The organism is Thermanaerothrix daxensis (genome assembly GCF_001306145.1).
Lineage (GTDB): Bacteria > Chloroflexota > Anaerolineae > Anaerolineales > Anaerolineaceae > Thermanaerothrix > Thermanaerothrix daxensis.
Window position 1 is genome coordinate 551,201 of the sequence record NZ_LGKO01000005.1, and the last position, 26,093, is coordinate 577,293.

Here is a 26,093-nt window from a genome sequence, read left to right on the forward strand (position 1 = left end):
ACCCGTACCGCGAGCTATCTTTATCGATTACCCTGAACTCATCGTTGCGGCGAGTGGTCGATCGTACGGTCGAGGTTATCCCAGTTGTAAATGGATATTTTCATTGTTGACTTCTGAACAACGACAACAGCTGAAATCATTCTGCCCAGGGTCGTCATCGGTAGTCTATATTCGTACACTGACCAATGACGATACCTATGCTAACTATCAAGCCATTATACATTGGCCAGAAAATGAAGAGCGCGATCCGTCCAAAAGACGGGATCGATTAGAACTCACCGTCACGTTTACCCACTTGGTGAAACAAACATGACAAGGTCGGCAACCCCACAAGAAATTGCAATCTTGCGCTCAGACGGCTTGGCAACGCGACTATACGCGATCATCGATCAACCGGTTGTGGTGTATCAGTGCCGGGTGAATCAGAGTTTTAGCACTCATGATAAGGTTGTGCAGGTAACTTACAATAATGCTTCTGGAAATTTGGCGAATGTGCTACCCGGAATGACCGTTCTGGTTGGGACAACCCCCGGTGGAAGAGATCGTGGACGGGTACGTGTTCGTAAGACATGGACCTCCTCGATAGCATATATCGGCGAAACTTCCGAAATTGCGTGGGAGAACGGCTTATATCTAACAGTGATCGATGAATTTTCCTTCTGGGCTCGCCACCCGCGAGTGGTAGGAACAACCACTTACATGGACTATGATATCGCTTACTCAGACCAACATAGTGCTTTCACACCGGTAGTCTGTTTGGGTCCGGATCGCGTCCTCAAACTCACCGGAAGCAGTGTGTCAACCCAACTGGACGCATCCGCATCATGGGTAATCGGTTCAACGATTAGCAGTTACTCATGGAGTGTCATCCGTGGTCCTGCGACACTCAGTAACGCTAATACGGCTACACCGACTTTGACGGCCACTGCACCGGGTCGAATACTGATTGGATGCACCGTTACTGCCAGCAATGGCAAGAGTTCAACCGGATATCGAAATGTCTATGTGTACAGTGATACTTCTCCGGCGGTTGAGGTTGTGCTTGAATCTTTTCATGGCAGTTTCGATCGGGGAGGGTTTGAATTCAGCATTCGTTTACCATCTGCAGTAGATTTGTACGAAAATAACAAGGTCATTTTGTTTTCGGAGGATCAACCTCAATCCATCGGTCCAATTGTAGGAGCAGAAAATATCGTAGCCGTTGGATGGGTAGATCTGTCCGAATGTGAGGTGGATGATAAAACCGGTACAGCAATACTCAGTGTCAAGGGGACACACCACTGGCTTTCAAACCTTATGGGATTCCCGGTCGGCCTTGAGAACGTCAGCAATACACCAACGCGATGGACGGAAATGCAATCATTGACTGTGGATAAAGCACTATGGCATTTATTTGTCTGGCGGTCAACGGTTACAAATTGTGTGGATGTTTTCTTGAGTGGAGATACTCGTCAAGCGTCTGTGCTACAAGATGCCAGTGGGGATTTATGGAAGCAAATCAAAACGATGGCAGAGGAAAGTATTCTAGCTTCTCCCATGTGTGATCCATACGGGAGAGTTTTTGTTCAGATTGATACGAATTACATTTTGGAATCGAATAGGGGCTCAATCCCGATCGTCATGACACTGAGTAAAGACGACTGTACCCATGTACAGGTTGACTTTTATGAGACTCCAAAGGTGAGTAGGGTTGATTTGTCCGGTGTAGCGGGGTCAAAACCGATCGTTTCATCTGCGCCGGGCTCGGTGTTCGGAAGGACGGGGAAAGTACTTACAAAGGAGCGTTTGCTTTTCAGCGATCAGGAACAGGCAAACCATCTTGCTTCACTGATTTACAACCGCGAAAACCGAAAGTACGACTTTACTATTGAATTGGTAAGTGCTAATCGCTTGATCACACTGGTTCCCAATCAGTATCTGTCGGTTTCAATTGCGGATGAAACACCGCGGAAGATAACTTACTCGGGGAAGATCGTCCCGCGTGGGTTGTCCATAGAACACGATCCTAATAAGGGCGTGTTGCGCATGAGTGTTGTGGGAGAGCCTGAGGTATTTAAAAACCTCAGTCAGACCATTCAGACTCCGCTTGAGCCCCCAAAATCGAACATTCCTCTCCAACCCGACCTATTCCCGGTCTTTCCGCTCTTGCCGGTATTACCGGGTGGTGGGAGTTATTTCCCTTTTCCCATTCCATCTACAATTCCTTCTGAGCCTCCGATGACGGCCGTACCCGGCACGCCTTGCCGTGATGGCACAGATGCGTCCGCTAATGGGCCGTATCAGGCACTAAGTAAGGTGGTTTTGCAAATTCCGGGATGGGATCGAGTCCGGTCGTATTATAAGTTTTTTGCTCGACCGAGTAACGCTGATAATCCTACAATGTATATGATTAACGGCCGGTGGTTAACGCGTTCGTCACCCGCAGCAGCTTGGGTGGAAACTCAAGACGACGATTTTTATACCGTATATTTACTCAACGCTACAGGGCAACGTATCGCAACCGGGATAAAAAATCCGGTAACAAATCCTTACCAGCGAACCGGATACTTCAACAACTCCAGCGGAGTAGATTGTTGGGGAATTGAAATCGAACTGAACGACCCGGTGCTCTCTTTTGACGCTATATATTTTGAATATCTCGGGCACCCGTGGTCTAATTACAACCCGGCAACTTTCAATTATGGGTCGTCACCTAATTATGGGTATTATTGGGCTTCTGTTGAAGGCACTTGGAACACGGGGTTTTATTCCTGGCATGGGTTCAGGGTTAATATGTACAAAGGGGGTGCCAATTTTTACAATTGGCCGGTCAACGTGAGAGTTGTTGTCGAAACACAACTCAATGGGCAGTTAGAACCTAATCCCGTCAGCCCGCGCGGGATTCAGGCTCTAGTTGGGAATACTATAATAGCGCACAAAGATGGGAACACAACCGGTGATAAGCTCTCGGCAACAGCTTCAGTAGCATATCCTAACATAAGCAATACAATGCAGTTTACCGGGCAAACCTGGATTGGTTATTTTGGGCTGGAGCCCGTTACAAATTTCAGAATCAAGACAACTTGGCAGGTCTGGTTGGAAGGGACTAAAAGGATCGAGATCGACTCGGTATTTCTTTGGAACATCTGCCAACATATTGATTACATTACTTAGATCAGGAGCGACGATGGATCTTAAGCGTGCAATTCGGAAGATGTTTAATAAAAAACAAGATATACCGTTTGCCGTGCCTGCGATTTTGGGAGATAAATCCGGGGTTGTCGACGCCGGTAATGGGTACGCATATGTACAAGTCGATAATACGGTGCTGAAAGTACTCAATAACCGTGTGGCTGCGCAGCCGTTTCTGCCGGTATGGGTAGGATACGATCCGGCTCAACCCGGGCTGCTGCAGGTCTTATCACCGCGAACCGTGGCCGGCGAGAATCCGAGATATAACGTCCCATCTCACGCCAAAAACCACGAATACCCGTTCGGAACCGATATTTTGTACATGCAGCTCAGACAGTTTTTGCCTCTAAGAATCACTCCATTAGGTGGGTTAAGAATCACAATTTATCCGGGGTTAGTCTGGGCGGATGGATATAAGCCGGTCTCGGGGACATTTGACTTAACTGAGTATTGCCCGCTCGAGGTGGGAAAATCATGCTACGTGCTAATCACAGTTGACAATAGCGGCGATGTAGTTATAACCAAAGGAAGTGAAGTAAATCTCGATACATTAAGTTTGACTCACCTTCCATCGATCCCTACCGGGACTGCATATGTATTGGGAGCCGTGCGCTTGTATGCCGGGCAATTCAGCATCCAGGAAAGCGGAACGGATACGGATATTGTTGATTTACGCTTCCCGATCCCTCACACTCATAGAGGGGAGGAGATTACCGACGGTGTCCTTAGCCCCGAACGGCTTCCGGTATTCGGCCCTAGCCAAAATGGGGTTGTGCCTGCTCCGGGCTCAATATCGGGTAAAGTGCTGCGGGATGACGGAACATGGGTCAGTCCCAGCACCGGCGACATGCAGAAGTCGGTTTACGACACCAACAACAACGGAGTTGTCGATTCTGCGGAAAGTGTCCCGTGGGGCGGAGTGACCGGAAAGCCATCCCAGTTTCCACCGTCTGCGCATACCCACAGCGCGTCGGATGTAACGAGTGGGGTGTTCGACACTGCACGTATTCCAGATTTAGACGCAAGCAAAATCACAACGGGGACGATCAGCACGGATCGGTTCTCTGCTTACAGCGATTTGCAGGCGGAGAGTAAGATAGGGCAGATAACCGGGCGCATTCCGACCGCGGACGACATGCGCTTTTCGGGCTATTACCGCCCGGCCAACATCGAGGACTTCACCACTACCATCCCATCGGGATGGTCCTGGGCGGGGAGTCCGTTTGTGACGCCGCCGAGCGTTCTTGTTAGTTATGGCACATACTTGAACATTAGCGGATTTACAAGTGCTTCTAGGGTTTTCTTCTGCCGTAGCGCGCCATCCACATTTTTCGCCATCGTCTCGATATGCGGAATGGAGACAGGCGTCAACGGGAACGAAGTCGGATTGCGCGTTGACGATGGCACAGACAACAATTACGCTGAACTTGTTTGGCAGTACAATGATGGCATTCGGCTTTTGGCGCGTTCGCGGGTAGGTGGGGGCACACCAACCGAAACCGCATCCGCCACTTTGTTCTTCCTTCCGCCGGCACCAATTGTGTTGTATCCGTCCGGTTCTCTATGGTCTGATTGGCAGGCTGTGTACACGACCAATTGGGCGGGGCGCGTATGTTTACCAAACTCGCCTTCTTTTACCTGGACACCTTCACGCATCGGCATAACAGCGCGTGCAACCGGAACATCCTGGATGCGCTACTACTGGGATTTGTTCGGGTGGTCTTAGAACTTATCCACCGGGCTTGCCCGGCGATGGGCTTCTTTGAGATCAACCTGCGAAAGTTGCAAATATCGCTCTACCATTGCCAACGATGAGTGACCGAGTATGCGCTGGAGCGTGAAAACATCCCCACCGTTGCGCAAGTACTCGATTGCAAATGTATGACGGAAGCGATGGGGGTGAGTATGGGGGACTTCGGCGCTTTTCCCGATACTGAGTATGATCTGGCGGATGTACTGGGGCCTTAGCCCGAATAGCGGTAAAGCCGGATCGTCGTCTTCGAGAGAGTTTATATAGTGCCACAAGGCTCTGCGGGTTTTCTTGCCGATCGGGATCGTGCGTGCTTTGGTCTTGCGCCCGGTGCCGTAAGGAGCAACGCGGATTTCGCCGGTTTCCAGGTTGACATCTCCGATCCGCAGCCGGGCAAGCTCGCCCAGGCGAATGCCGGTATCCAGGAGGAGCAGCACAATGGCCAGGTCGCGCTTGGCCTTGCCGCGCTTTTTGGCAACGATTCGATCTCCGCGTCTGGTCTTCGCATACTGAGCATGATAGATCAAGCGAGAGATTTCCTCTTTGCTGAAGGGTTGAATTTCCGGCCTGGCAAAGTGCGGACGGGGCAATTCCAAAGCGGGATTGTGCTTGATCAGTTTCGTTGCAGCACACCAGCGAAAGAACGAACGCAGCGCTTTCCAGTGATTATCCACCGAGTATCCGCTTAGGCGCTCACCCTGACGGGTACTGGTCGGGATACGCTGAGGTACATATTCCGTCTGAATATAGGCTAGAAACTTTTTGAGCATCTCCGGCGTGACGGCAGCGATATCAATGTCCCCCACGTAGCGGATGAAATGTCGCAAAATGGGATGGTAGGTTCTGTAGGCCGTGTTGGGAGAGTGTTGCAGGGAAAAGTCCAACAAAAAAACCTTCGACGGCTTTACTGATCAGCATAACAGGATGATATTCACTCCTTTCGCGCGGTATTCGGCGAAACCATGAATATCATCCTATTGATTTTGGCGAGGTTGATATTCGCGAGTTAGAGCGGGCGACGGGATTCGAACCCGCGAATCTCAGCTTGGAAGGCTGATGCCTTACCCCTTGGCCACGCCCGCTTGTGTTTTATATTCTACTCGGCCCAAGCGTTGTGGTCAAGGATGGTAAAATTTGCTGCTTTGTTGGGGTGGCTTTCTGATCGTCGCTACACCTACCTCTACCTTTTATAGGGTATAATTTGCGCGGAAGGATATAGAATTCCAATTGACACTCATGTGAGTAAGGAGTAGCAAGGTTGGCAATTAACCCCTTAAACTGGCTTTTGGGCTTGTTTTCCCTGGATATTGGGATTGACTTGGGAACAGCCAATACGCTCGTCAATGTTCGCGGCAAGGGGATTATTATCAACGAACCTTCATGGGTAGCGATTGATAAGCGCACCAAAAGGCCACTGGCTATAGGTTTGCAAGCCAAGGAAATGGTGGGGCGAACTCCCACAAATGTCATTGCCGTCCGCCCGTTGCGCGATGGGGTGATTGCGGAATTTGAAATTACCCAGGCGATGTTGGGGTATTTTATTGGCAAGGCTCACCAGCAAACTATTGTGCCCATGCCGCGTCCGCGGGTGGTGGTTGGGATTCCTTCAGGGGCAACGGAGGTTGAAAAGCGTGCGGTCTACGATGCGGCCATGGCGGCTGGAGCGCGTGAGGCCTATCTGATTGAGGAACCCAAAGCCGCTGCTCTCGGAGCCGGTCTCCCGGTGGCCGATGTGCGTGGAAGTATGATCGTGGATATTGGTGGTGGGACAACCGAAGTGGCGGTGCTTTCTATGGGGGGAGTGGTGGTCTCGCGCTCGTTACGAGTGGCAGGGGATGAGATGGATCAGGATATTATCCAGTACATTCGCAACAAGTACAACTTGTTGATCGGGGAGCGCATGGCTGAGCAGGTGAAGATTAATATCGGCTCGGCCTATCCCTTACCTACCGAGAAGACCATGGTGGTGCGCGGTCGTAACCTGATTAATGGCTTGCCAGAGTCGGTGGAGATTTCCTCGGTGGAAGTTCGCGAGGCGATTGCGGGCTCGGTTCAGGTCATTGTGGATACGATCAAGGATGCTTTGGATGAAGCCCCACCCGAAATTGTGTCCGATTTGATGGAGACCGGTGTGTGCTTGGCCGGAGGTGGAGCGCAACTTCAAGGGCTTGCCGAGCGCTTGAGCGATGAACTCAACCTGCGGGTTTGGGTGGCCGAAGACCCTATGACGTGTGTGGTACGGGGCACGGGAATCATCCTCGAAGATCTGGATCGCTTTGCCGAATTCCTGGTGGATTTAGATCGCAATAGCCGGGGCTGAGTCAGTATTCGGAACATTGGAATTGGCAGAAAGGCGATTTGACGTTATCCTAATCCTATGAAAACGCTGGTTTCGCGGTTTTGGCAAACCGCTCTGGTGCTCATCATTGCCAGTGGGCTCATTCTGCTGGCATTGAGCGGCTACTTGCAACCCCTGTTGCATGGGGTGATGTCCCCGTTGGTGGGAATTCAGCAGTGGGTTTCAAGCCGCTATATTGCGGCCTATCAGTTTCTCACTGCCCCGCGGGATATGGCCACACTTCAACAGCGTAATTTTGAATTAGAACGGCAGGTGGCCGAGTTGCAGGCGCAAGTAATCGAACTCCAACAGCAACTTCGGGAAGCCCAGGTCATTTATGCTCTCCTCGACTTTGCCCGTGCTCACCCACAGAATCAGTATGTGGCTGCTAATGTCATCGGCCGTGATCCAAGCCCTTTTCTTCATTACGTGATCATTGACCGAGGCTCCGATGATGGGATTCGTCATGGGATGCCGGTAGTCACCAATCAAGGACTGGTGGGGCGTGTAGATGCGGTAACGGCGGGTGCGGCCCGGGTGCAATTGATCACAGATGCCAGCGCTATTGTCAACGTGCGCCTTCAAAACAGCAAAGTGGAAGGTCAGACCCATGGCTCGATAACCGGGGAAATCAGCCTGGAGATGATCCCGCAAGATACGGTTATCCAGTTGGGAGATCTGGTGTTGACCTCAGGCTTGGGTGGTACCTACCCCCCAGACATTTTGGTGGGGCAGGTCAGCGATATTCGCAAGCAGCCCAATCAATTGTTCCAGACGGCTGTGGTGCAGCCGGTGGTGGATTTCAGCACCCTTCAGGCAGTGCTGGTGATCACAAACTTCCGTCCGATTCAACTTGCGCCCCTGATCCCAACCCCCATCCCGTGAGGTGAGTATGCTGGCGGATTGGCTGGCTTTTCCGGTGCTTGGGGGGTTGCTGATGATCCAAACTGCCATTATCAGCCGCCTGACCTTGCTGAACGGGAGTGGTGATCTCATTTTGCTGGCGTTGGTTGCCTGGGCACTGCATGAACGCGTTCGATCTGCTCTGGTGTGGGTGCTGGTGGGGGGGCTCTTGGTGGGGTGGATTTCCGGGGTGCCTCTGTTGGTGCCTATAATTGGATATGGGCTTGCCGTAGCTCTGGCCAGGATAATCCGTCGCCAGGTTTGGCAGATCCCTCTGCTGGCAATGCTATTTGTGACTTTTTGGGGTACTTTGATGTATCACGCTTTAACAATTGTGACATTGCAGTTTAGTGGCACTCCCCTATCTTGGGAAAACGCATTAACCCATGTGACTTTGCCTAGCCTAGTTCTTAATGTGGTGCTGGCTTTTCCGGTGTATGCCTTATTAAACGATCTGGCGAACTGGTTGTATCCCGAGGTGGTGGTGAAAAATGCATGAACCGATGGAACACCCGCATCCATTTGAACACTGGCGATTGACCGTATTTTATGCGGCAATCGCGTTTGTGATCGGCTTTTACCTCCTGCGCCTTTTTAACCTCCAGATTCTTCAGGGGGCGAATTACCGGATTCGTGCCGAAGACAATCGTACCATGGAGGTCAGCATACCGACTCAGCGTGGTCTGATTTATGACCGCAATGGCTATATTCTGGCCAAAAATGTGCCCTCTTATAACGTGGTCATCACCCCGGCTGAGTTACCTGCCGATGAGGGAGGCATTCAGGAGGTCTACCGTCAACTCTCCCAGTTGATCGGCGTACCGGTCAATAATGGGGAGATCAACGAGGAGACCGTGCGAAACTTCACCCCCTGCGCCACCGATCTGGGCATTGCGCAAATTGTGTACATTGGCGACACCAACGCCCCTTATAGTCCTATTCGGATTAAGTGCAACATTGATCAACAAACAGCGATGATCATTCGTGAGCGGGCTGCCGATCTACCGGGCGTGGGAATTGAAGTTGAGTCGGTGCGGGAATATCCCACAGGTTCGCTGACCTCCGCCGTGGTGGGGTTCTTGGGGCCCATTCCGGCCAGTGAAGAGGCGGATTACCGGGCGCGCGGTTTCCTTCCCAACCGCGACAAGGTAGGATTTGCGGGGGTGGAGTATTCGCTCAATGATTTGCTAATTGGACAGAATGGCAAGCGGGTTGTCGAAGTTGATGCGGCTGGCCAGATTCTGCGGGATTTGGAACCCCCTGAGCAGCCCATGCCAGGCTATTCGATCAAACTTACTATTGACACGCGATTGCAGGCCGCCGCTGAGGCAGCATTGATAAATTGGATGGATCGTTGGAATCGGTACTTTGGCGAGCAGCGTTACACCAGTGGTGTGGTGATCGCCATGAATCCCAAAACCGGTGAAATCCTGGCCATGGTGTCTTACCCCAGTTATGAAAATAACCGCATGGCACGGTTTATCCCCGCCTATTACTATGAGCAACTTCAACGGGATCCTTATCGCCCCTTGCTTAATCACGCTATTTCCGCCGAACATCCACCCGGGTCAGTATTTAAACTGGCGGCGGCTCTGGGTATTTTGAATGAAGGAGTAGTCACGCCGGAACAGAAGATCAACGATCCGGGCAAGATTACGGTTGAGGAACGCTATTTTGAGAATGATCCCAATCCGCGCACGCGCGATTATGTCTGTTATATCTATAAGACCACTGGGGGTGGGCATGGTGATTTGGATTTTATCCACGGCCTGGCCCAATCCTGTGATGTGTATTTCTATAAAGTAGGGGGTGGGTATAAAAATGAGGTGCCCAAGGGCTTGAATATCTGGCGCCTGGGGGAATACGCCAAAGCCATCGGCTATGGCCGCGTACTGGGGATTGAGTTGCCGGGTGAGCAAGATGGTTTGATTCCAGATCCCGATTGGAAACGCATCAACGTTGGGGAAAACTGGTCCACCGGAGACACCTACATTGCCACCATTGGGCAAGGATATGTTCTTTCTACGCCCTTGCAGGTGCTGGTGTCCATGGCAACAATTGCCAATGATGGCAAGTTGATGAAGCCCACCATTGTGCGCGAGGTCCTGGATAGCGAGGGAAATGTGGTGCAGCCCTTTGAGCCCAAGATGCTGTGGGATATTACCCAGGATCCGGTGATTCATGTGTATGATGAGAACTACCTGCAGACGGGTGAGATGAAAACGGTGGCTCCCTGGGTGGTCAAAAAAGTGCAGGAGGGCCTGCGTGAGGTGGTTGTCAGCGGTACGGCCTCAACCATTTTTGAGGACTTCCCAATCCCTTCAGCCGGTAAGACGGGGACGGCAGAATACTGCGATAATGTGGCTCAGGCCAAAAACCTGTGCCAGCCGGGTAACTGGCCAGCGCATGCCTGGTATGTTGGATATGCCCCTTTTGATAATCCTGAGATTGCTGTGGTAGCCTTTGTGTATAACGGGGATGAAGGAGCGCGCCTGGCCGCGCCCGTGGTACGCCGCGTCATGGAAGCCTACTTCAATCTGAAAGAGGTGGATGCGGAAAGCGTTGGAGGTAGCGTCCCTTGAGCCAATGCCTAAGAAGATTAAATCACTTTGGTCACATCTGCTATAATGAAAGGCGATATGATGCCAGATGATATGAGGGTCTCCTCTATGCCGACCACAGCAGACAGGCGCGTTCAGATCAAAGGCATTCGGGAAGGCTTGCTGGTAACTTTCGGCGAAGGTGAGTGGTCGGAACTCCGGACGGCTCTGCTCACTTACATACAAGAGCAGGCTGCTTTCTTCAAAGGGGCGCGCCTGGCCATTGATGTGGGCAACCACGTCGTCCATGCAGCGGAAATGGGCAGCCTGCGAGATCGGCTTAGTGACCTGGGTGTCTCGTTGTGGGCTGTGCTGAGCAATTCACCGGTAACCGAGCGGACGGCTCAAGTGCTGGGGCTGGCAACCCGCCTGCCCTCACCGCGTCCCGAGCGGCCTGTGCGGCGGGGTGATACCGAACTCGAGGGGGAAAACGCAGTTCTGGTGCAACGGACGTTGCGCTCCGGTTACCGTTTAAGCACCCGAGGGCATGTGGTGGTGATCGGTGAGGTGAACCCCGGTGCAGAGATCTACGCTGGTGGGAGCGTGGTGGTATGGGGGCGTTTGCGCGGCACAGTGCATGCGGGCATTGAGGGCAATACAGCGGCGGTCATTTGTGCGTTGGAGATGGCGCCGGTACAATTGAGGATTGCCGACCAGGTGGCTGTGATTCAAACCGGGAGGCGGCGTAAAACCGAACCCATGATGGCACGTCTGGAGAATGGTCAAATCGTTCTGGAACCCTGGAAGGGAAAATAATGTGGAGAGGAAAATGGGATGGTGGCAAAGGTTGTGACTGTAACCTCAGGTAAGGGCGGAGTAGGTAAAACCACCACAACTGCCAATCTGGCAGTAGCCCTCGCCACGCTGGGACAAAAAGTGGTTTGCATTGATGCGGATATTGGGTTGCGCAACCTGGACGTGGTGTTGGGACTGGAAAACCGCATTGTCTATGATTTAGTGGATGTGGTGGAAGGTCGTTGCCGGTTGCGTCAGGCCATGATTCGCGATAAGCGTTTGCCCGAACTTTATCTCATCCCGGCCGCCCAGACTCGCGATAAGAACGCAGTTTCTCCCAGTGACATGAGCCGCCTGTGTGAAGAGTTACGTCCAGAGGTGGATTGGATTTTCATTGATTCCCCAGCCGGGATTGAGCGTGGCTTTCGAAATGCTCTGGCCCCAGCGGATATGGTTTTGGTGGTGACCAATCCGGAAGTTTCGGCTGTGCGTGATGCGGATCGCATTATCGGGATCGTGGAAGCCGAAGAAAAAGGGCCGGTCCGGCTTATCCTCAATCGGGTCAACCCGAACCTGACCCGTCGGGGGGATATGCTCAATGCAGAGGACGTGCTGGAATTATTGGCTGTGGAGTTGATTGGGATCGTCCCAGAAGACGAAAACGTAATCATCAGTACGAACAAAGGACAGCCCGTGGCTTTGGATGGAAAATCACGGGCAGGGTTGGCTTTTCAGAATATTGCCAGACGGCTGATGGGAGAAAATGTCCCCTTCTTGAATTTGGATAGTGGCGATGGTTTTCTTAAGCGCCTGACACGGCTATTCCGCTCCGGAGGGACAATGGGATGAGCAACTGGTTAGAACAGTTGTTGGGAAAGAAGACCAAAAGCGCCGATCAGGCGAAGGAACGGTTGAAACTTGTCTTGATTCATGATCGTACGGATCTCTCGCCAGCCTTGCTTGACAACTTGAAGAATGAATTGCTGGCAGTTATCTCTAAGCATGTGGAGATTGATCCCGGAGCGGTGGTCATTAATTTGACTCAGGATGGACGTGAGCAGCGCCTGGTGGCGGACATTCCTTTGAAATCGGCGCGTCGCTCGCGGAGTGGATGAGGTAGGACGCGACGATGTTACTGCGACGTGAGACCTGGCGCCGTTTTGATTTCTGGCTCTTCGGCGCAGTTCTAATCCTGTGCATTTTTGGGATTGTGATGATCCGATCGGCTATTGCCGGGAACGCCCAGCTGGCCGAGTCGGTTACTCGTCAGATTATTTATGTGTCATTCGGGCTGGTGGTCCTGCTGGGTACCGCTCTGATTGATTATCGTATCTGGGCCTCACTGACGCGCTTGCTGTACGGGATTGCGTTGCTCTCGTTGATCGGGATCTACATTCTGGGGCAGGCGCTTTTTGGCTCAGCCCGCTGGTTTGATACTGGCATTATCCTGATCCAGCCATCCGAACTGGTCAAAATTATCATGATTCTCGTGCTGGCGGATTATTTCACCCGCACAGCAGAGTCTCCCAAGAACCTGGCCTGGATTTTGCGCAGTTTCATTTTAACCGCCGGGGTAGTGGTATGGATTCTACTGCAACCCAACCTGAGCACCTCTATTGTCATTATGGTCATCTGGTTTTCCTTGTTGTGGATCAGTGGCTTACCAGTGCATTATCTGGCAATTTTTGTATTTCTGGCGGCGATTGGAAGTGTTTTGGCTTTCCCTTACCTGGCTGATTATCAAAAGGAGCGCATTATCAGTTTTCTGTTCCCGGATCCCAATGCCCGGCACGGGAATGTGTATAACGTTGAACAGGCGCTGATTGCCATCGGCTCAGGCGGTTTGTTTGGAATGGGGTATGGTAACGGCACCCAAGTGCAGTTGCGTTTTCTCAAGGTGCGCCATACCGACTTTATTTTCTCTGCAATGGCTGAGGAATTCGGTTTTGTGGGGGTGGTGCTGGTAATTGCATTGCTCGTCTTCGTGATCTTGCGCTGTCTGTACATAGCCCGCCATGCCGGTGATCGTTTCGGATCGTTAATCGCCTATGGCGTTGCTACCCTGCTCTTTTTCCAAACCGCTGTCAATATTGGGGTTAATTTGAATGTCATTCCAGTAACGGGATTGACCCTTCCCTTTGTCAGTTATGGTGGGAGTTCTTTGCTTTCGTTAGTGCTGGCGATTGGATTGGTGGAAAGCGTTGCTGTCCATCGTACTACACTTGACTTTTAATGGAGGCGTATGAACGATTATTCCAAACCGGCTCGTACTCGTTTTGCCCCTTCTCCAACGGGGCATTTGCATTTAGGGGGAGCCCGCACTGCACTTTACGCTTATCTTCTGGCCCGTAAAACCGGGGGGCAATTTCTTTTGCGCATTGAGGATACCGACCGCAAGCGGCTGGTGCCTGGCGCTGAGGAAGAAATTATGGAAGGCTTGCGCTGGCTGGGGATTCAATGGGACGAGGGTCCGGATATTGGCGGCCCGTATGGTCCCTACCGGCAATCGGAGCGTAAAGAGATTTACCAGCAATATGCCCGTCAGTTGGTGGAGCAGGGGCACGCATATTATTGTTTTTGTTCACCGCAGCGACTGGAAGCCATGCGTCAGGAGCAGCAACGGCGCAAAGAGCCGCCGCACTACGATGGGACCTGTCGGCGGCTGGACCCGGCGGAAGCGGAGCGGCGTGTAGCGGCGGGAGAGCCCCATGTGATTCGCTTCAAAACCCCGAAGGAGGGTACCACCACCGTTCGTGATTTTCTGCGAGGGGAGATTACCGTAGAAAATCGCACCATTGATGATTATATTCTGGTCAAATCGGATGGCTATGCTGTTTATCATCTGGCTGTGGTGGTGGATGATCACTTGATGAAAATCACGCATGTGATCCGCGGTTCGGAATGGCTACCCACTTTTCCTTTGCATGGGTTGATCTACCGTGCATTGGGTTGGGAAGAGCCGACCTGGGTGCACCTCTCGGTGTTTCTCAAGCCCAGCGGTAAAGGCAAAATGAGCAAGCGCGAAGCTGCGGATCTGATGAAAGATGGATATTCCATTTTCATCAAAGACCTGAAAGGTCTGGGGTATTTGCCTGAGGCAGTAGTCAATTGGATTGCCCTGATGGGGTGGTCTTATGACGATCACACCGAATTCTTCACCATGCAGGACTTGATCGAAAAGTTCACGCTGGAGCGTCTCAATCCGGCTCCGGCGGCGATCAACTTCTCCAAGTTTGATCATTTCAATGGGCTTCACATTCGAGCGCTGCCACCTGAAGAACTGGCTCGTCGAGTTAAGCCCTTCTTTCTCGAGCGGGGTTACCAGGTGGATGATGAGCGTTTGCTCCGCATTATCCCCTTGATTCAGGAACGCATTGCCGGGCTGGACGAAGCTCCGGATATGGCCGGGTTCTTTTTCAAAGAAAACGTTGTTCCTGTTCCCGCAGACCTGGTGGTTAAAGGGTTAAGTGTGGCCGAGTCTCTCGATCTGGCGCGGCGGGTCCTAAAGGCACTGGAGGCCCTTCCCGATATTCGGGCCGAAATTGCCGAACCGTACATGCGTGAATTTGTGGCTCAAAGCGGGTTGACCGCCGGCCAGGTGTTTGGATTGATGCGGGTAGCGATTACGGGGCAAAAGGTCAGTCCTCCTTTATTTGAAAGCATGGAAGTGATCGGGCGCGAGAAAGTTTTGCAACGCATGGAGCAAGCCATTTATTTGCTGGAAGAACTGTTGCAAAAGGAAGGACTGTCAGAAAAATCTCTGGACACACCCCTGGAGTCGTGATAAAATAAGAATCACCTAACGCTGGGGGCTCGTCTAATGGCAGGACAGCAGACTCTGGATCTGCGTGTGGTGGTTCGAATCCATCGCCCCCAGCCTGAGATGATAAAAAGGGCTTCATTGAGAAGCCCTTTTTATTTCATAAGCGGTGAGAGAGCGGTCATTCTCCAAAGGTTTCGTAGTAAACCTTGTTCGCTTCATACCGCGTACGTGGGGGCTTATGCTCTGCCGGGTGCCCGATGGCCAGTAAACAGAGCACGCGCCAGAGCGGAGGAATGTTAAGCAGAGCGCGTACTTTCTTTTCATATTCGGTTCGGGGGTAAATCGCAACCCAAACTCCTCCTAATCCCAGTCCCGCGGCTGCCAGCAGCAGGTTTTCGGCAGCGGCGCTGCAATCTTCAATCCAATGATCCGAGAGGTTAGGATTGCCCAATACGGCGAAGACCACCGGAGCCTCCGCGCACATGAAGGCCCATTGCTTGATGGCAGCCAGGGCACGTCGGCGTTCGGCCTCGCGCACCACAACAAATGCCCACGGGCGTACATCGTTGGCGGAGGGCGCCGCCATGGCGGCTTTGAGCAGAAGATCAATGCTCTCATCACTGACTGGCTCGCCAGTGTATTTACGGATACTGCGGCGGCGGAATATAAAGGAAATAATGGGGGGGCTGGGTTTGAGGCCTCAGCCAGATTGTGCGACCGGTAAAATCCACCCCGTCGAGTTGGGCTGCCAGGAGACGAGTCTCACCATTTTGCAGAAATGCCATCAAGCCGGTAGGGCTGGGTTCCAACCGCACCACCGGCTCGGTGATCTCCTGCTGCTCATCTGTATCTCGGATAAGAATGCGCCAGTTCTCTGCCATATGGCCCCCTTGGAGTTAAGGGTTTCGGGTGGCCTGGAGGGCTTGCCATAGACGCTCTGGGGTTACCGGGAAAGCATGCATCCACACCCCGGTAGCATCATGAATGGCGGCCAGGACAGCAGGTGTGAGCGGCAGGTAGGGTAATTCTCCCACGCCCCGCGCCCCCCACGGCCCGCGAGGATCCGGCACTTGCACGATGACCGTCTCGACTTTTTCGGGAGCATCCAGGACGGTGGGGATGAGGTAAGTGCTCAACTGATCGGTCAGCACGTAACCATCTTTCATGATGAAGTTTTCCAATAGTGCATAACCTTCTGCCTGTACGATGGCTCCTTCGACCTGTCCTTCAACCAGTTTGGGGTTGATGGCCTGTCCAACATCATCGGCGGCCACGACCCGCACGATGCGCACCTGACCGGTTTCTGTGTCCACTTCCACCTCAACCGCCTGAGCCGCATAGGCATAGGCAAAATTGGGCATGGAATAGCCGGTTTCTGGCGTGAAGGGGGTTGTTTTGGGGGCCAGATAGGTGTACTCACCAATGGCCGGGCGCTCTTCGTCCTTCCACTTGCGGAGAGCCATTTCAGCCGCTCCCCGAATGGCATTGCCAGCCATAAAGGTCATCCGTGAGGCCGAAACGCTGCCGGCATTGCCCATGTTGTGAGTGTCATGGGTGATCAGAGTCACTTTCTCAACCGGTACGCCTAGGGCTTCAGCCGCCATTTGAACCATGACGGTGTGAGTACCCTGCCCGACTTCAGCACCGGCGTGATGAAGCACGACACGCTCTATTTCTTCTGCACCATGGAGTTCAATCCGCGCCCAACAGTTTTCCTGGTAGCCAAAACTAAACCCCACGTTCTTAAAGCCACAGGCAAAGCCGATGCCCCGTCGGAGGGTTGCGTTGGGAGGCTGCTGGGATAGTTCGCGCTTGCGTTGCTCCCAGCCGAAACGTTCAGCAGCTGCCTGGATGACCTTAGAGATGCTGATGGGATCTGGTGGCGTGGTACCGACGGCCAGGGTATCCCCTTCGCGCAAGGCGTTTTTCAGGCGCAGTTCCACCGGGTCCATGCCTAATTTCTCGGCCAGTTTGCTCATCTGCATCTCGGCAATAAAAAGGGCCTGTGGGGCACCAAAGCCGCGGAAGGCGCAGGTGGGCAGGTTGTTCGTGTAAACCCCATACACATCGGCCTTCACATGAGGAATAAAGTACGGGCCAGTGTGGACCACAGTAGCGTTCCCCAGCACTTTGTTGGTGGTGTAGAGATAGGCGCCTGCATCAGCAATGACCTCGGTTTCGGCGGCGACGAGTTTGCCTTCACGCGTGGCCCCCCAACGAGCGCGCACGTACATGGGGTGACGCTTGCCATGACCAATGATGGATTCGCGGCGTGACCAGACAATCTTCACCGGGCGGTTGAGTTTCCAGGCTGCCAGGGCCAGGACAATTTGAACCGACATGTCCTCACGCCCCCCAAATGCACCACCGATGGCCGGATAGATGACGCGCACTTTTTCCAATGGGAGGCCCAGGGCGTGTGCGATTTGCTTCTGATCCGTATGTGTCCACTGACCGGCCACCTGAACCACAATCCGCCCTTCCTCATCTACATAAGCCAGGCCTGCCTCGGGCTGCAGGTAAGCGTGTTCCTGGAAGGGTAACTGGTATTCTCCTTCCACAAGGATATCTGCCTGGGCAAATCCCTCACTGATATCCCCTTTGCGGATTTTGTAATGAACGCAAACATTAGTGTCTCCGCGTTCTGGGTGGATGAGGGGCGCGCCGGGCTTCATGGCCTCGCGCGGGTCGGTCACAACCGGTAAATCTTCATACTCGATATCTATCAGCTTGCAGGCTGCAGCCGCCGCTTCTTCAGTCTCTGCGACTACCAGCGCCACCTGATCCCCGACAAAACGCACTACATCTGCGCCGGGCTTATCAGAACCCGGACCGCAGAGTACGGGCTGGTCAGGTTGCTGGAGGCCATACTCGTTGACCGGAACATCTTTTGCGGTAAAGACTGCTACCACACCCGGGTAGGCCTCGGCCCTGGAGGTGTCAATTTTGAGGATGCGTGCATGAGGACGTTCGGCAAAGCGAATTTTCATGTGCAGCATTCCCGGCATTGAGAGATCGCCAGGGTACCTGGCTGTGCCGGTGACTTTGGCAATGGCGTCTACCCGTGGAATAGACTTGCCAATGACCTTGTAAGCCGGGTTTTCCATGGTACAACCCTCCCGTGATGCAGGTTTCTGACTCCCTGGTTTGTTTAAAGATTTTAGCGCTTTCGTGGGGATTGAGGAAAGTTATGTTTGTCTTAAAATACCTGTGATTGCCCTGGTGAGTTCGACTTGAATATGGGATAATAAACCAAACCTTGGTAAGGAGCATGCATTATGAACGGGCGAAGCGAACCGAAAACCGAGACGATTGCGGAAACCGAAAATTACATGGCCTGGCGGGCGGAAGAACCCGATGGCGAGATGACCTATCACCTGGAATTGGGCAACTTTACCGTGCATTTCTTCCAGGAAGAATGGGACGAATTTCTACAACTGATGCGGGCGGTAATAGAGAGCGAAGAAAAGGGATAATCCCTTTCGAGCCTTCTTTCAAGATCGTTCTATGGAGGCCCTGCGCATCGTTTTCATGGGCTCACCCGAATTTGCGCTGCCAACCTTGCGGGAACTGGCAGCGCATTACTCCGTAGTCGGGGTGGTCACTCAGCCTGATCGCCCGGCCGGACGAGGGCAGAAGCTCACCCCTCCCCCGGTTAAGGTGCTGGCCCAATCTCTAGGACTGCCAGTCATTCAACCAGAAAGGCTACGCCAGCCAGAGGCTTTGGCGCAACTGCAGGCCTGGCAGCCGGATCTCATTGTGGTGGCGGCTTTTGGACAGATTCTACGCCAGAACGTTTTGGAGTTACCCCCCTATGGGTGTGTGAATGTTCATGCCTCGCTGCTGCCGCGCTGGCGAGGGGCTGCTCCTATTCAGGCGGCGTTGCTCCATGGGGATGCTGAGACGGGGGTTACCATCATGAAAATGGATGCAGGGGTGGATACCGGCCCCATTCTGAGCCAGCGCCGGGAGCCCATCCGCGAGGATGACAATGCTGAAACCCTGAGTCAACGCCTGGCAGAACTGGGGGCTCAGCTGCTGATCGAAACTTTACCCGATTACCTTGCGGGACGGCTTGTCCCTCAGCCCCAGGACGAGCGCATGGCGACTTACGCCCCCATGCTTAAGAAAGAGGATGGACGCTTGGACTGGCAGCAACCCGCCGAGGTGCTGGTGCGCAAGGTGCGGGCTTTCACGCCCTGGCCCGGGGCTTTCCTGGAATTTCGCGGTGCACCTCTAAAAGTACTGCGAGCGCACAAGGTAGATACCCTTGCGCTTCAACCCGGTCAGCGGGGGGTTTTGGAAGGTCGGCCGGCCATAGGAACGGTGGCGGGGAGTCTGGTTTTGGATGAGGTGCAACCAGCCGGGAAACGTTCCATGGCAGGGGCGGATTTTCTGCGCGGTGCACGAGATTGGACGAACGGAGAGACATAATTTGCGCTCTGCATCTCTGAAATCCCCTTCTATTCCACGCTGGTCGTTTCTTTGCATAGGGGCGGGTGCGCTGGGGACCTACATTGGGGTAAGCCTGATGCTGGCCGGTCAGCGGGTTGTTTTCCTGGTGCGACCAACCACTGCTGAGGCACTACGGACCCGTGGCCTGCGCCTGGTGCTGGGGAAAACTGCTCATACGATTTCTGAGCCGCTCCTGGCCACGTCACTAGATGAAGCGCTTACCCTTGGGCCGTACGATATGGGGCTGGTAACAGTAAAGGCCTATGATGTCGAAGCCCTGGCTCAGGACTTGCTCCCCTACCATGCAGCGTTGCCCCCGCTGGTGTGTTTGCAGAACGGGGTAGAAAGTGAGGTCATTTTCGCCCGAGTGGTGGGTGAAGCGAATGTCATCCCAGCCACGTTGACCAGTGCCATCTCCCGTCCTGCGCCGGGTGAAGCGGTCCTGGAACGCTTAAGGGGGATGGGTGTGGCGGGGGATCACAAGTTGCTTCCTCCGCTATTGGCTATTTTGAATGCAGCCGGGCTACGCGCTCGGGAATACCCCAATGCCATGGCGATGAAGTGGTCGAAACTGCTGACCAATTTATTGGCCAATGCCTCTGCCGCAATCCTGGATATGACGCCAGCTGAGATCTTTGCTCATCCGGGGCTCTATGCCCTGGAAGTGGGACAAATCCGTGAGGCTTTGGCCGTTATGCGGGCACTTGGGCTGCAGGTGGTCAATCTGCCTGGTGCGCCTCTTCGCCCGTTAATCGCTATGATGAACGTCTTGCCCCTCTCTTTTAGCCGGCTCGTTTTAGGTCCATTTCTGAGCCGTGGTCGTGGTTCGAAAATGCCCTCTTTACACATTGATCTACGTGGGGGGCGTGGTCAAACCGAGGTGGACTTTCTCAATGGTGCTGTGGTGCGTTTTGGTCAGCGCCTGCAAATTCCGACGCCCATCAATCGTGTTCTCAACGAAACCCTGCTGGCGCTGAGCCGGGGGGATCTTTCTCTGAGAGATTTTCAAAAACATCCTGAAGCCCTGCTCGATCTTGTTCAACATGCCAGGAGGGCATTATATCTATGAAAGTACCCGAATGGGTTTTTGATGCTGTGTTTTACCAAATCTTTCCGGATCGGTTTGCTAATGGCGACCCAGGTAATGATCCGCCGAATGTGCACCCATGGGGGGCACCGCCTGACCTGTATCATTTTCAAGGGGGAGATTTACGAGGCATTCTTCAAAAGTTAGATTATTTGCTTGATCTGGGGATCACTGCCATCTATCTCAACCCAATTTTTCTTTCTCCCTCCACACACCGTTACAACACCACGGATTATTTTCGAATTGACGAACGCCTGGGGAGCATGCAGGATTTTGAGAACCTTTTGGCGCATGCTCATCGGCATGGGGTGCGTATTCTCCTGGACGGGGTTTTTAATCACTGCGGGAGGGGGTTCTTTGCTTTTGTGGATGTGCTTGAGAATCAGCAGCACTCGGCATATCGGGATTGGTTTCACATTTATAAGTTCCCGGTTAATGCTTACTCGCGGGGCCCAGCCCGGTACGAAGCCTGGTGGGGGATCAAAAGCCTGCCTAAATTTAACACCGATAACCCGCGAGTGCGGGCTTATCTGATGAACGTGGCGCGCTTTTGGACCGAAAAGGGCATTGATGGTTGGCGTCTGGATGTGCCCAATGAGATTGACGACGATGCCTTCTGGGCGGAGTTTCGGGAAACGGTGAAGCAAATCAATCCGGACGCTTATTTAGTGGGCGAGATTTGGGAGGTTAACCCACGTTGGGTAAGCGAAGGGCACTTTGACGGTCTGATGAATTACCCCTTGCGTGAGGCCATTCTACGCTTTCTCAATCGGGAGATGACGGCTACTCAGTTTGCGGGTGATGTTGAGCGCGTGCTCCATGCGTATGCACCTGAAAATCGTCTGGCCATGTACGTACCCCTGGGGTCACATGACACCCCGCGGGTTATGACCGTCCTGGGAGGGCACCGTGAAGCGGTCAAAATGGCTTTTGCACTTCAATTTGCCTTGCCAGGCGCACCTGCTATTTACTATGGGGATGAAATTGGGCTGCCGGGTGAGAAAGATCCGGATTGCCGCCGTGCCTTCCCGTGGGATGAATCGTTCTGGGATCTCGACCTGAGGGCTTGGGTCAAGCGTTTAATTCAGTTGCGCAAAGCCGAGGTGGCGTTACGACGCGGCGATTTTCGGTTTGTCAGCGTGGAAGACTCCAGCCGCTGCTGTGCGTTCGTGCGTCAGCATGCTCGTGAACGGGTGTTGGTGGTAGCCAATGCAGGTGCACAAGATCGCACGGTGGGAATTCGCTTAGAAGCCCTGGGGCAGGTTGATAGATCTGCCATCCGGCCTCTGTTGGGGGAGGCATTCAACTGGTGGGTAGACGAGGATTGTCTACGGGTCAGTTTGCCCCCCTATGGGGTGTTTTGGGCGGCTTGCCCGGCGTAATTAGCCGCCCGGAGACATCTGGGCATAAATTTGGTTGGTTTTAGCCGCCATGATAAAGTCGTTGCGATGCAGGCCGCCAATGGCATGCGTCCACCATGCAACAGTGACTTTGCCCCATTCGGTGATCATCATGGGGTGGTGCCCCTCGGCTTCAGCGATCTGACCAATGCGATTGGTGAATTCCAGGGCGGTTGCAAAATCGCGAAATTTGAAAGTGCGCTGCAAGCGCTTTTGATTCTCTACTTCCATGACCTCCCAACCCGGCACTTCGGAAAGCATTTGGGCAATCTCGCCCTCGCTCATGGGAGGAACACCCCCATGGCACAGGACGCACTTTTCTTCGGCCAACCTGTTCATACGTTGATCTCCTTCCGTATCTCATTGATCCAGACAAGTTTATTATAGACCCTATTAGTCTGAATAGCAAAGGTCAGCCGAAGGTGTAGAAGATTGTCACTGGCTGAGATGATGGAGCATGGCCTCAAGTTTGAAACCGCTTTTCTCGGCGGCTTCTAGCAGTGTTTGGCTGAGATGGTGCACTGAAAGCACACGTTCATAGAAGAGGGTGCTCTTCCAGGTTGGTAAACTGGCCAGGGGCAGGAGCGCGGCGGCTTCCATTAAGGCAACGAGGGTTTCGAAGCCCTCTTTATGGAACCAGAGAACGCCCTCATGGGTGTGCAGGCCGATCAGGGTTTGAATATCCGGGCTAGCCAGCCAATACCCTACCATTTCGGCCGGAGTTCGGTGAGCCTCCCGCTCGAACCACTTCTGTTGGGCGATTAACGCCCGGACGGCTGTGGGGAGCGTTTGGGATTGTGCGGGAGTGAGTCCAAGCGCTAAGGCACTTTCAGAGAGCAACTGGGAGACCTGCCAGGTTTCGAACCAATCCAGGCTAGTCGCTTCCACTCCCGTTTCTCCTTTGACGCGACCGATTTCCATAAAAAACGTGGCACAGAGCAAAGCGAGCCAGCGTTCGGGGGAGGCAAGAAGCCGTTCCTGCAATTCCTTCAATGCCTGATTGAGGCGTTGGGTGGTGGGTAGCTCTAGTTTGGAGGCGAGGACTGGCCAATGCAGCACCAGTTTGAGATGCGCCTGGAGATTCCCCAGAATCTCAGCCCAGGCGTTCTGGTAGCCAGTGAGAGTCTTGATGCCGTTCAGCAGCCCTTCCATCTTGTGTTGGGCTTCGGAAAGCACATGCCAAGGCAGGCTCTGCTGCGGCTGGGTCAGGCGTTGATGGAGCAGGTAGCCCAGGTAACCGGGGGTGTAAATTTCACGCAGAGGTTGCCAGATGGGTTGCCAGCGGATTTGCTGAAGTGCATTCCACACACTGGGCACTCCCCGTCCCTGGAGATGTTCCCACAGGTGGCGGTAAGTACCGTTAACGTCATCTGTGACCTCTCGGAAATCCAGGAAAACGTGAGCCTGGTAGGCTTTCAACTCGAAGTACAACCCTTTTGCGTGAATCTCAGAGGTAGATTGAATGTATTCCAGACCATCCACCAGATCGCGATAAATGACAAAAGTGTCAGGGGCTTGGCTCAGCCCCAGGCCCTCACCCAGGGTATGCTGGGTCAGTCGTCGTTCTCCCCCTTTCTTTTCTAAAAAGCTCACCGAGGTTTTGATCCAGCCTCGTGTTTCAGCAAAGCGGTTGTGATAAATCACCAGCGCTCTTTCTTCTCCCAAGCGGTTGGAGAAGGCAAGTACATCTTCATTTACCACCCCCTCAGGGGTGTAGAAATCGTAGAGCAGGAAGTTCTCCACCCCGGCGAACAGGGCACGGCGATGGAGTAGGGGGAAGATTTGCCGTTCATGCCGGGCGATGAGATCAGCGTCAGGAGTCTCATCCCAGTAGGCCCGGCGGAATTCCATGCCATACTTCTCGGCAAATCCCTCGATTTGCCCGTGGCCGAACATGGGCAAGCCCGGAAGTGTGCACATCAAGGTGCAGACACCGAAGTACTTATCTCCCTTGCCAAATTGCTCCACCGCAGTGCGCTCATCGGGATTGTTCATGAAATTGACATAACGCTTGAGGATCTCGGGTTCAAATTCCAGAGTGTTCTTGATCAAAGCCCGGTAATTGGCGTTCTCTTCATTGCGGAGCATATTCATGAAGGCACTGTTGTAGACACGGTGCATGCCCAGAGTACGCACAAAATAGCCTTCCATGAGCCAGAAGGCTTCGGCCAGGAGCAAAGTATCGGGTGCTTCTTGCGCCACGCGATCCACTACCTCACGCCAGAATTCGTTGGGCATCAGGCGGTCAAATTCCTGGCGAGTAAGCCCGTATTCGGCTCGTGAGGGAATGGCCCCCCCAGTACCCGGCTCTGGGAACCACAGACGCTGATAGTGACGTTTGGTAAGGGTCATTGCCGCATCGAAACGAATGATCGGGAATTTGCGCGCCACCTCCAAAATGGTTTGCATCACTGCCTCACGCACCTCGGGCTTGAGGTAGTTCAACTGGGCGGTATCGTTCCAAGGCATGCTGGTGCCATCATTACCGTGGTAAATGTAGTGCGTGGCCCCGGTAGCGTAATCCACCCGTTTGAAAACCACGGCTGCATCGGTGCGGTCGTAGTAGTGATCTTCCAGAAATATGCCCACCCGCGGATCGCTGGACAGGTCGGGCCCGTTGAAGGTATAGGAGGGGAAGGGGCTGTGGTCCAGGCTGATGAACCAATCGGGATGTTCAATTACCCAGTGCGAGTCAATACCCATGTGATTGGGCACCATATCACTGGCCAGACGAATGCCGCGCCGCCAAGCACGCTCGCGCAGATTCTGGTAAGCGGCTTCACCGCCCAGATCGTCAGCGATGCGGTATTCCGCCAGCGAGTAGGCCGAGGCCAGCGCTTCGGGGTTACCACAGAGTTGTTTGATGCGTGCAGAGGCGCGGCTGCGTTCCCACAAGCCGATCAACCATAATCCGCTAATGCCCCAGTGAGCCAGGGTATCCAGTTCTTCATCTGGGATCTGATCCAGATGGCGAATTGGCCGCCCATATTTCTTACTGAGCTGGTCCAGCCAGACATACGTGTTCTTGGCAATGAGCACAAGGCGGGGCATCCATTCACGATCGGGACTGAAGGCTTCGGGCTCGCCTTCCAGATGTGCGTAGGTGGGAATCTCTGTCGGACCCGGTCCTAAAAAAGGCGATTTTTGCTCCTCCTTCAGCAGGTCCAGGCTCTTGAGCAAACGGGTCAGATGCTCCCCCAGGAGGTATCCCCAGCGTTGGCGGATGTATTCGAGTTGTTCATACAGAGAGTGGGGATGCGCGATCGCTGGGGCGCGCATCATGTCCATGAGGTGCTGATTATCCGGGCCAAAGGTGGGCTGAGTAGCCAAAAATTGATAAAGTTCACGAATCAGGGCGGCGTAGGCGGTTTCCTGGCGCAGTTGCCCCTCGTCAAAAAGCTCCAGGTAGGGGTCCAGGGCTGGGTTGCGGTTGTTGACCCAGAGCAGAAGCAGTTCTTCCAGCGCTTCTTCGCGATGGGTTAACTCACCACTCTGCCCTGCGAGGTACTCTTCGGGGCTGATTTGCTGATGGAAAACCGGCAGTGGTGGAAACTCGCGCACAAACTCCAACAGCGTACGATCCAGGCTCGCCTTGCCCAGACGTTCCTCCAACCACGCCAGAGCCTGTCGCAAAAGCCGGGGGTTCTTTTGCCGCCGATAAAGGGCGGCCACGAGATGCAGTATTTCATCTATCAACCCCATCGCGTTGATTTCACCAGCGCGGACCACCTTTTCAGGGTGGCGGGCAAGGTCGCGTTGGAGGTTCATTTTTTGGGCGAAACGGCGAGCGGCCTGGAAGTCTGCCAGAATGACATTTCCGTTGAAGGCAAACAGCGATTCATCAAACTGGTAGCGCTCACGCGCACGCCGGGAGATATGGAATTCCATCAA

Annotated in this window: 21 protein-coding genes and 2 tRNA genes; 16 read left to right on the forward strand and 7 right to left on the reverse strand. The window is 53.6% G+C overall.

What is annotated here, in order from left to right:
- Positions 1-699 precede the first annotated feature (699 nt).
- Positions 700-3,153, forward strand: a complete 2,454-nt coding sequence (locus SE15_RS11175; protein ID WP_152965605.1) for a PKD domain-containing protein — start codon at positions 700-702, stop codon at positions 3,151-3,153.
- Between the two features lie 13 nt (positions 3,154-3,166).
- On the forward strand, positions 3,167-4,897 hold the full coding sequence (locus SE15_RS11180) for a hypothetical protein (protein WP_054522192.1): 1,731 nt from the start codon (positions 3,167-3,169) through the stop codon (positions 4,895-4,897).
- Here SE15_RS11180 and SE15_RS11185 read toward each other — a convergent pair.
- Positions 4,894-5,808, reverse strand: coding sequence for a tyrosine-type recombinase/integrase (locus SE15_RS11185; RefSeq protein WP_054522193.1), 915 nt, complete (start codon positions 5,806-5,808; stop codon positions 4,894-4,896). The genes SE15_RS11180 and SE15_RS11185 overlap by 4 nt on opposite strands.
- A 123-nt stretch (positions 5,809-5,931) precedes the next feature.
- Positions 5,932-6,003 (reverse strand) — tRNA-Gly (locus SE15_RS11190).
- Between the two features lie 176 nt (positions 6,004-6,179).
- On the opposite strand from SE15_RS11190, the gene mreB reads away from it, so the two are divergent.
- From mreB to SE15_RS11240, 10 genes are all read left to right on the forward strand, one after another.
- On the forward strand, positions 6,180-7,241 hold the full coding sequence (mreB, locus tag SE15_RS11195) for a rod shape-determining protein (RefSeq protein ID WP_054522194.1): 1,062 nt from the start codon (positions 6,180-6,182) through the stop codon (positions 7,239-7,241).
- Positions 7,242-7,298: 57 nt separating this feature from the next.
- Positions 7,299-8,144, forward strand: coding sequence for a rod shape-determining protein MreC (mreC, locus tag SE15_RS11200; RefSeq protein ID WP_054522195.1), 846 nt, complete (start codon positions 7,299-7,301; stop codon positions 8,142-8,144).
- Positions 8,145-8,151: 7 nt separating this feature from the next.
- The gene (locus SE15_RS11205; protein WP_054522196.1) at positions 8,152-8,661 is read left to right on the forward strand and encodes a rod shape-determining protein MreD; all 510 of its coding nucleotides are present in this window, start codon (positions 8,152-8,154) and stop codon (positions 8,659-8,661) included.
- Positions 8,654-10,744, forward strand: coding sequence for a penicillin-binding protein 2 (mrdA, locus tag SE15_RS11210; RefSeq protein ID WP_054522197.1), 2,091 nt, complete (start codon positions 8,654-8,656; stop codon positions 10,742-10,744). The genes SE15_RS11205 and mrdA overlap by 8 nt, the downstream gene beginning before the upstream one ends.
- Positions 10,745-10,831: 87 nt before the next feature.
- Entirely contained in the window at positions 10,832-11,518 is a 687-nt protein-coding gene (gene minC / locus SE15_RS11215; protein ID WP_054522198.1) for a septum site-determining protein MinC, read from the forward strand.
- A gap of 18 nt (positions 11,519-11,536) precedes the next feature.
- Positions 11,537-12,346, forward strand: a complete 810-nt coding sequence (gene minD, locus SE15_RS11220; protein WP_152965607.1) for a septum site-determining protein MinD — start codon at positions 11,537-11,539, stop codon at positions 12,344-12,346.
- Positions 12,343-12,612 (forward strand): cell division topological specificity factor MinE, encoded by a 270-nt coding sequence (gene minE, locus SE15_RS11225; protein ID WP_054522199.1) that lies wholly within the window; start codon positions 12,343-12,345, stop codon positions 12,610-12,612. Before minD ends, minE begins: the two co-directional genes overlap by 4 nt.
- 14 nt (positions 12,613-12,626) lie before the next feature.
- A complete protein-coding gene (locus SE15_RS11230) occupies positions 12,627-13,730 on the forward strand; it encodes an FtsW/RodA/SpoVE family cell cycle protein (protein ID WP_054522200.1) in 1,104 nt (367 codons plus the stop codon).
- Positions 13,731-13,739: 9 nt separating this feature from the next.
- Positions 13,740-15,281: a glutamate--tRNA ligase gene (gene gltX / locus SE15_RS11235; protein ID WP_054522201.1), complete on the forward strand. Its 1,542-nt coding sequence runs from the start codon at positions 13,740-13,742 to the stop codon at positions 15,279-15,281.
- 22 nt (positions 15,282-15,303) lie between these two features.
- Positions 15,304-15,374, forward strand: a tRNA-Gln gene (locus SE15_RS11240).
- A gap of 64 nt (positions 15,375-15,438) precedes the next feature.
- Here SE15_RS11240 and SE15_RS11245 read toward each other — a convergent pair.
- The 3 genes from SE15_RS11245 to SE15_RS11255 are packed head-to-tail and all read right to left on the reverse strand — an operon-like array spanning position 15,439 to position 18,367.
- On the reverse strand, positions 15,439-15,939 hold the full coding sequence (locus SE15_RS11245) for a nitroreductase family protein (protein WP_083461897.1): 501 nt from the start codon (positions 15,937-15,939) through the stop codon (positions 15,439-15,441).
- On the reverse strand, positions 15,902-16,141 hold the full coding sequence (locus tag SE15_RS11250) for a hypothetical protein (protein ID WP_054522203.1): 240 nt from the start codon (positions 16,139-16,141) through the stop codon (positions 15,902-15,904). The genes SE15_RS11245 and SE15_RS11250 overlap by 38 nt, the downstream gene beginning before the upstream one ends.
- A gap of 15 nt (positions 16,142-16,156) precedes the next feature.
- On the reverse strand, positions 16,157-18,367 hold the full coding sequence (locus SE15_RS11255) for a xanthine dehydrogenase family protein molybdopterin-binding subunit (RefSeq protein ID WP_054522204.1): 2,211 nt from the start codon (positions 18,365-18,367) through the stop codon (positions 16,157-16,159).
- Positions 18,368-18,538: 171 nt separating this feature from the next.
- Between SE15_RS11255 and SE15_RS11260 the strand changes: the two genes are divergently transcribed.
- From SE15_RS11260 to SE15_RS11275, 4 genes are read left to right on the forward strand one after another with little or no spacing between them, the layout of a single operon-like run.
- On the forward strand, positions 18,539-18,736 hold the full coding sequence (locus SE15_RS11260) for a hypothetical protein (protein ID WP_054522205.1): 198 nt from the start codon (positions 18,539-18,541) through the stop codon (positions 18,734-18,736).
- A 31-nt stretch (positions 18,737-18,767) separates the two neighbouring features.
- Positions 18,768-19,694 carry a methionyl-tRNA formyltransferase gene (gene fmt / locus SE15_RS11265; protein ID WP_054522206.1) on the forward strand — a complete coding sequence of 309 codons (927 nt, stop codon included), beginning with the start codon at positions 18,768-18,770 and terminating at the stop codon, positions 19,692-19,694.
- Position 19,695: 1 nt separating this feature from the next.
- Positions 19,696-20,784, forward strand: coding sequence for a ketopantoate reductase family protein (locus tag SE15_RS11270; RefSeq protein WP_236690026.1), 1,089 nt, complete (start codon positions 19,696-19,698; stop codon positions 20,782-20,784).
- Positions 20,781-22,184 (forward strand): glycoside hydrolase family 13 protein, encoded by a 1,404-nt coding sequence (locus SE15_RS11275; RefSeq protein ID WP_054522207.1) that lies wholly within the window; start codon positions 20,781-20,783, stop codon positions 22,182-22,184. Before SE15_RS11270 ends, SE15_RS11275 begins: the two co-directional genes overlap by 4 nt.
- On the opposite strand, the gene SE15_RS11280 is transcribed toward SE15_RS11275, so the two are convergent.
- Positions 22,185-22,541 (reverse strand): 4a-hydroxytetrahydrobiopterin dehydratase, encoded by a 357-nt coding sequence (locus SE15_RS11280; protein WP_054522208.1) that lies wholly within the window; start codon positions 22,539-22,541, stop codon positions 22,185-22,187.
- A gap of 96 nt (positions 22,542-22,637) precedes the next feature.
- A complete protein-coding gene (locus tag SE15_RS11285; RefSeq protein WP_083461899.1) occupies positions 22,638-26,090 on the reverse strand; it encodes an alpha-amylase family glycosyl hydrolase in 3,453 nt (1,150 codons plus the stop codon).
- Positions 26,091-26,093 lie beyond the last annotated feature (3 nt).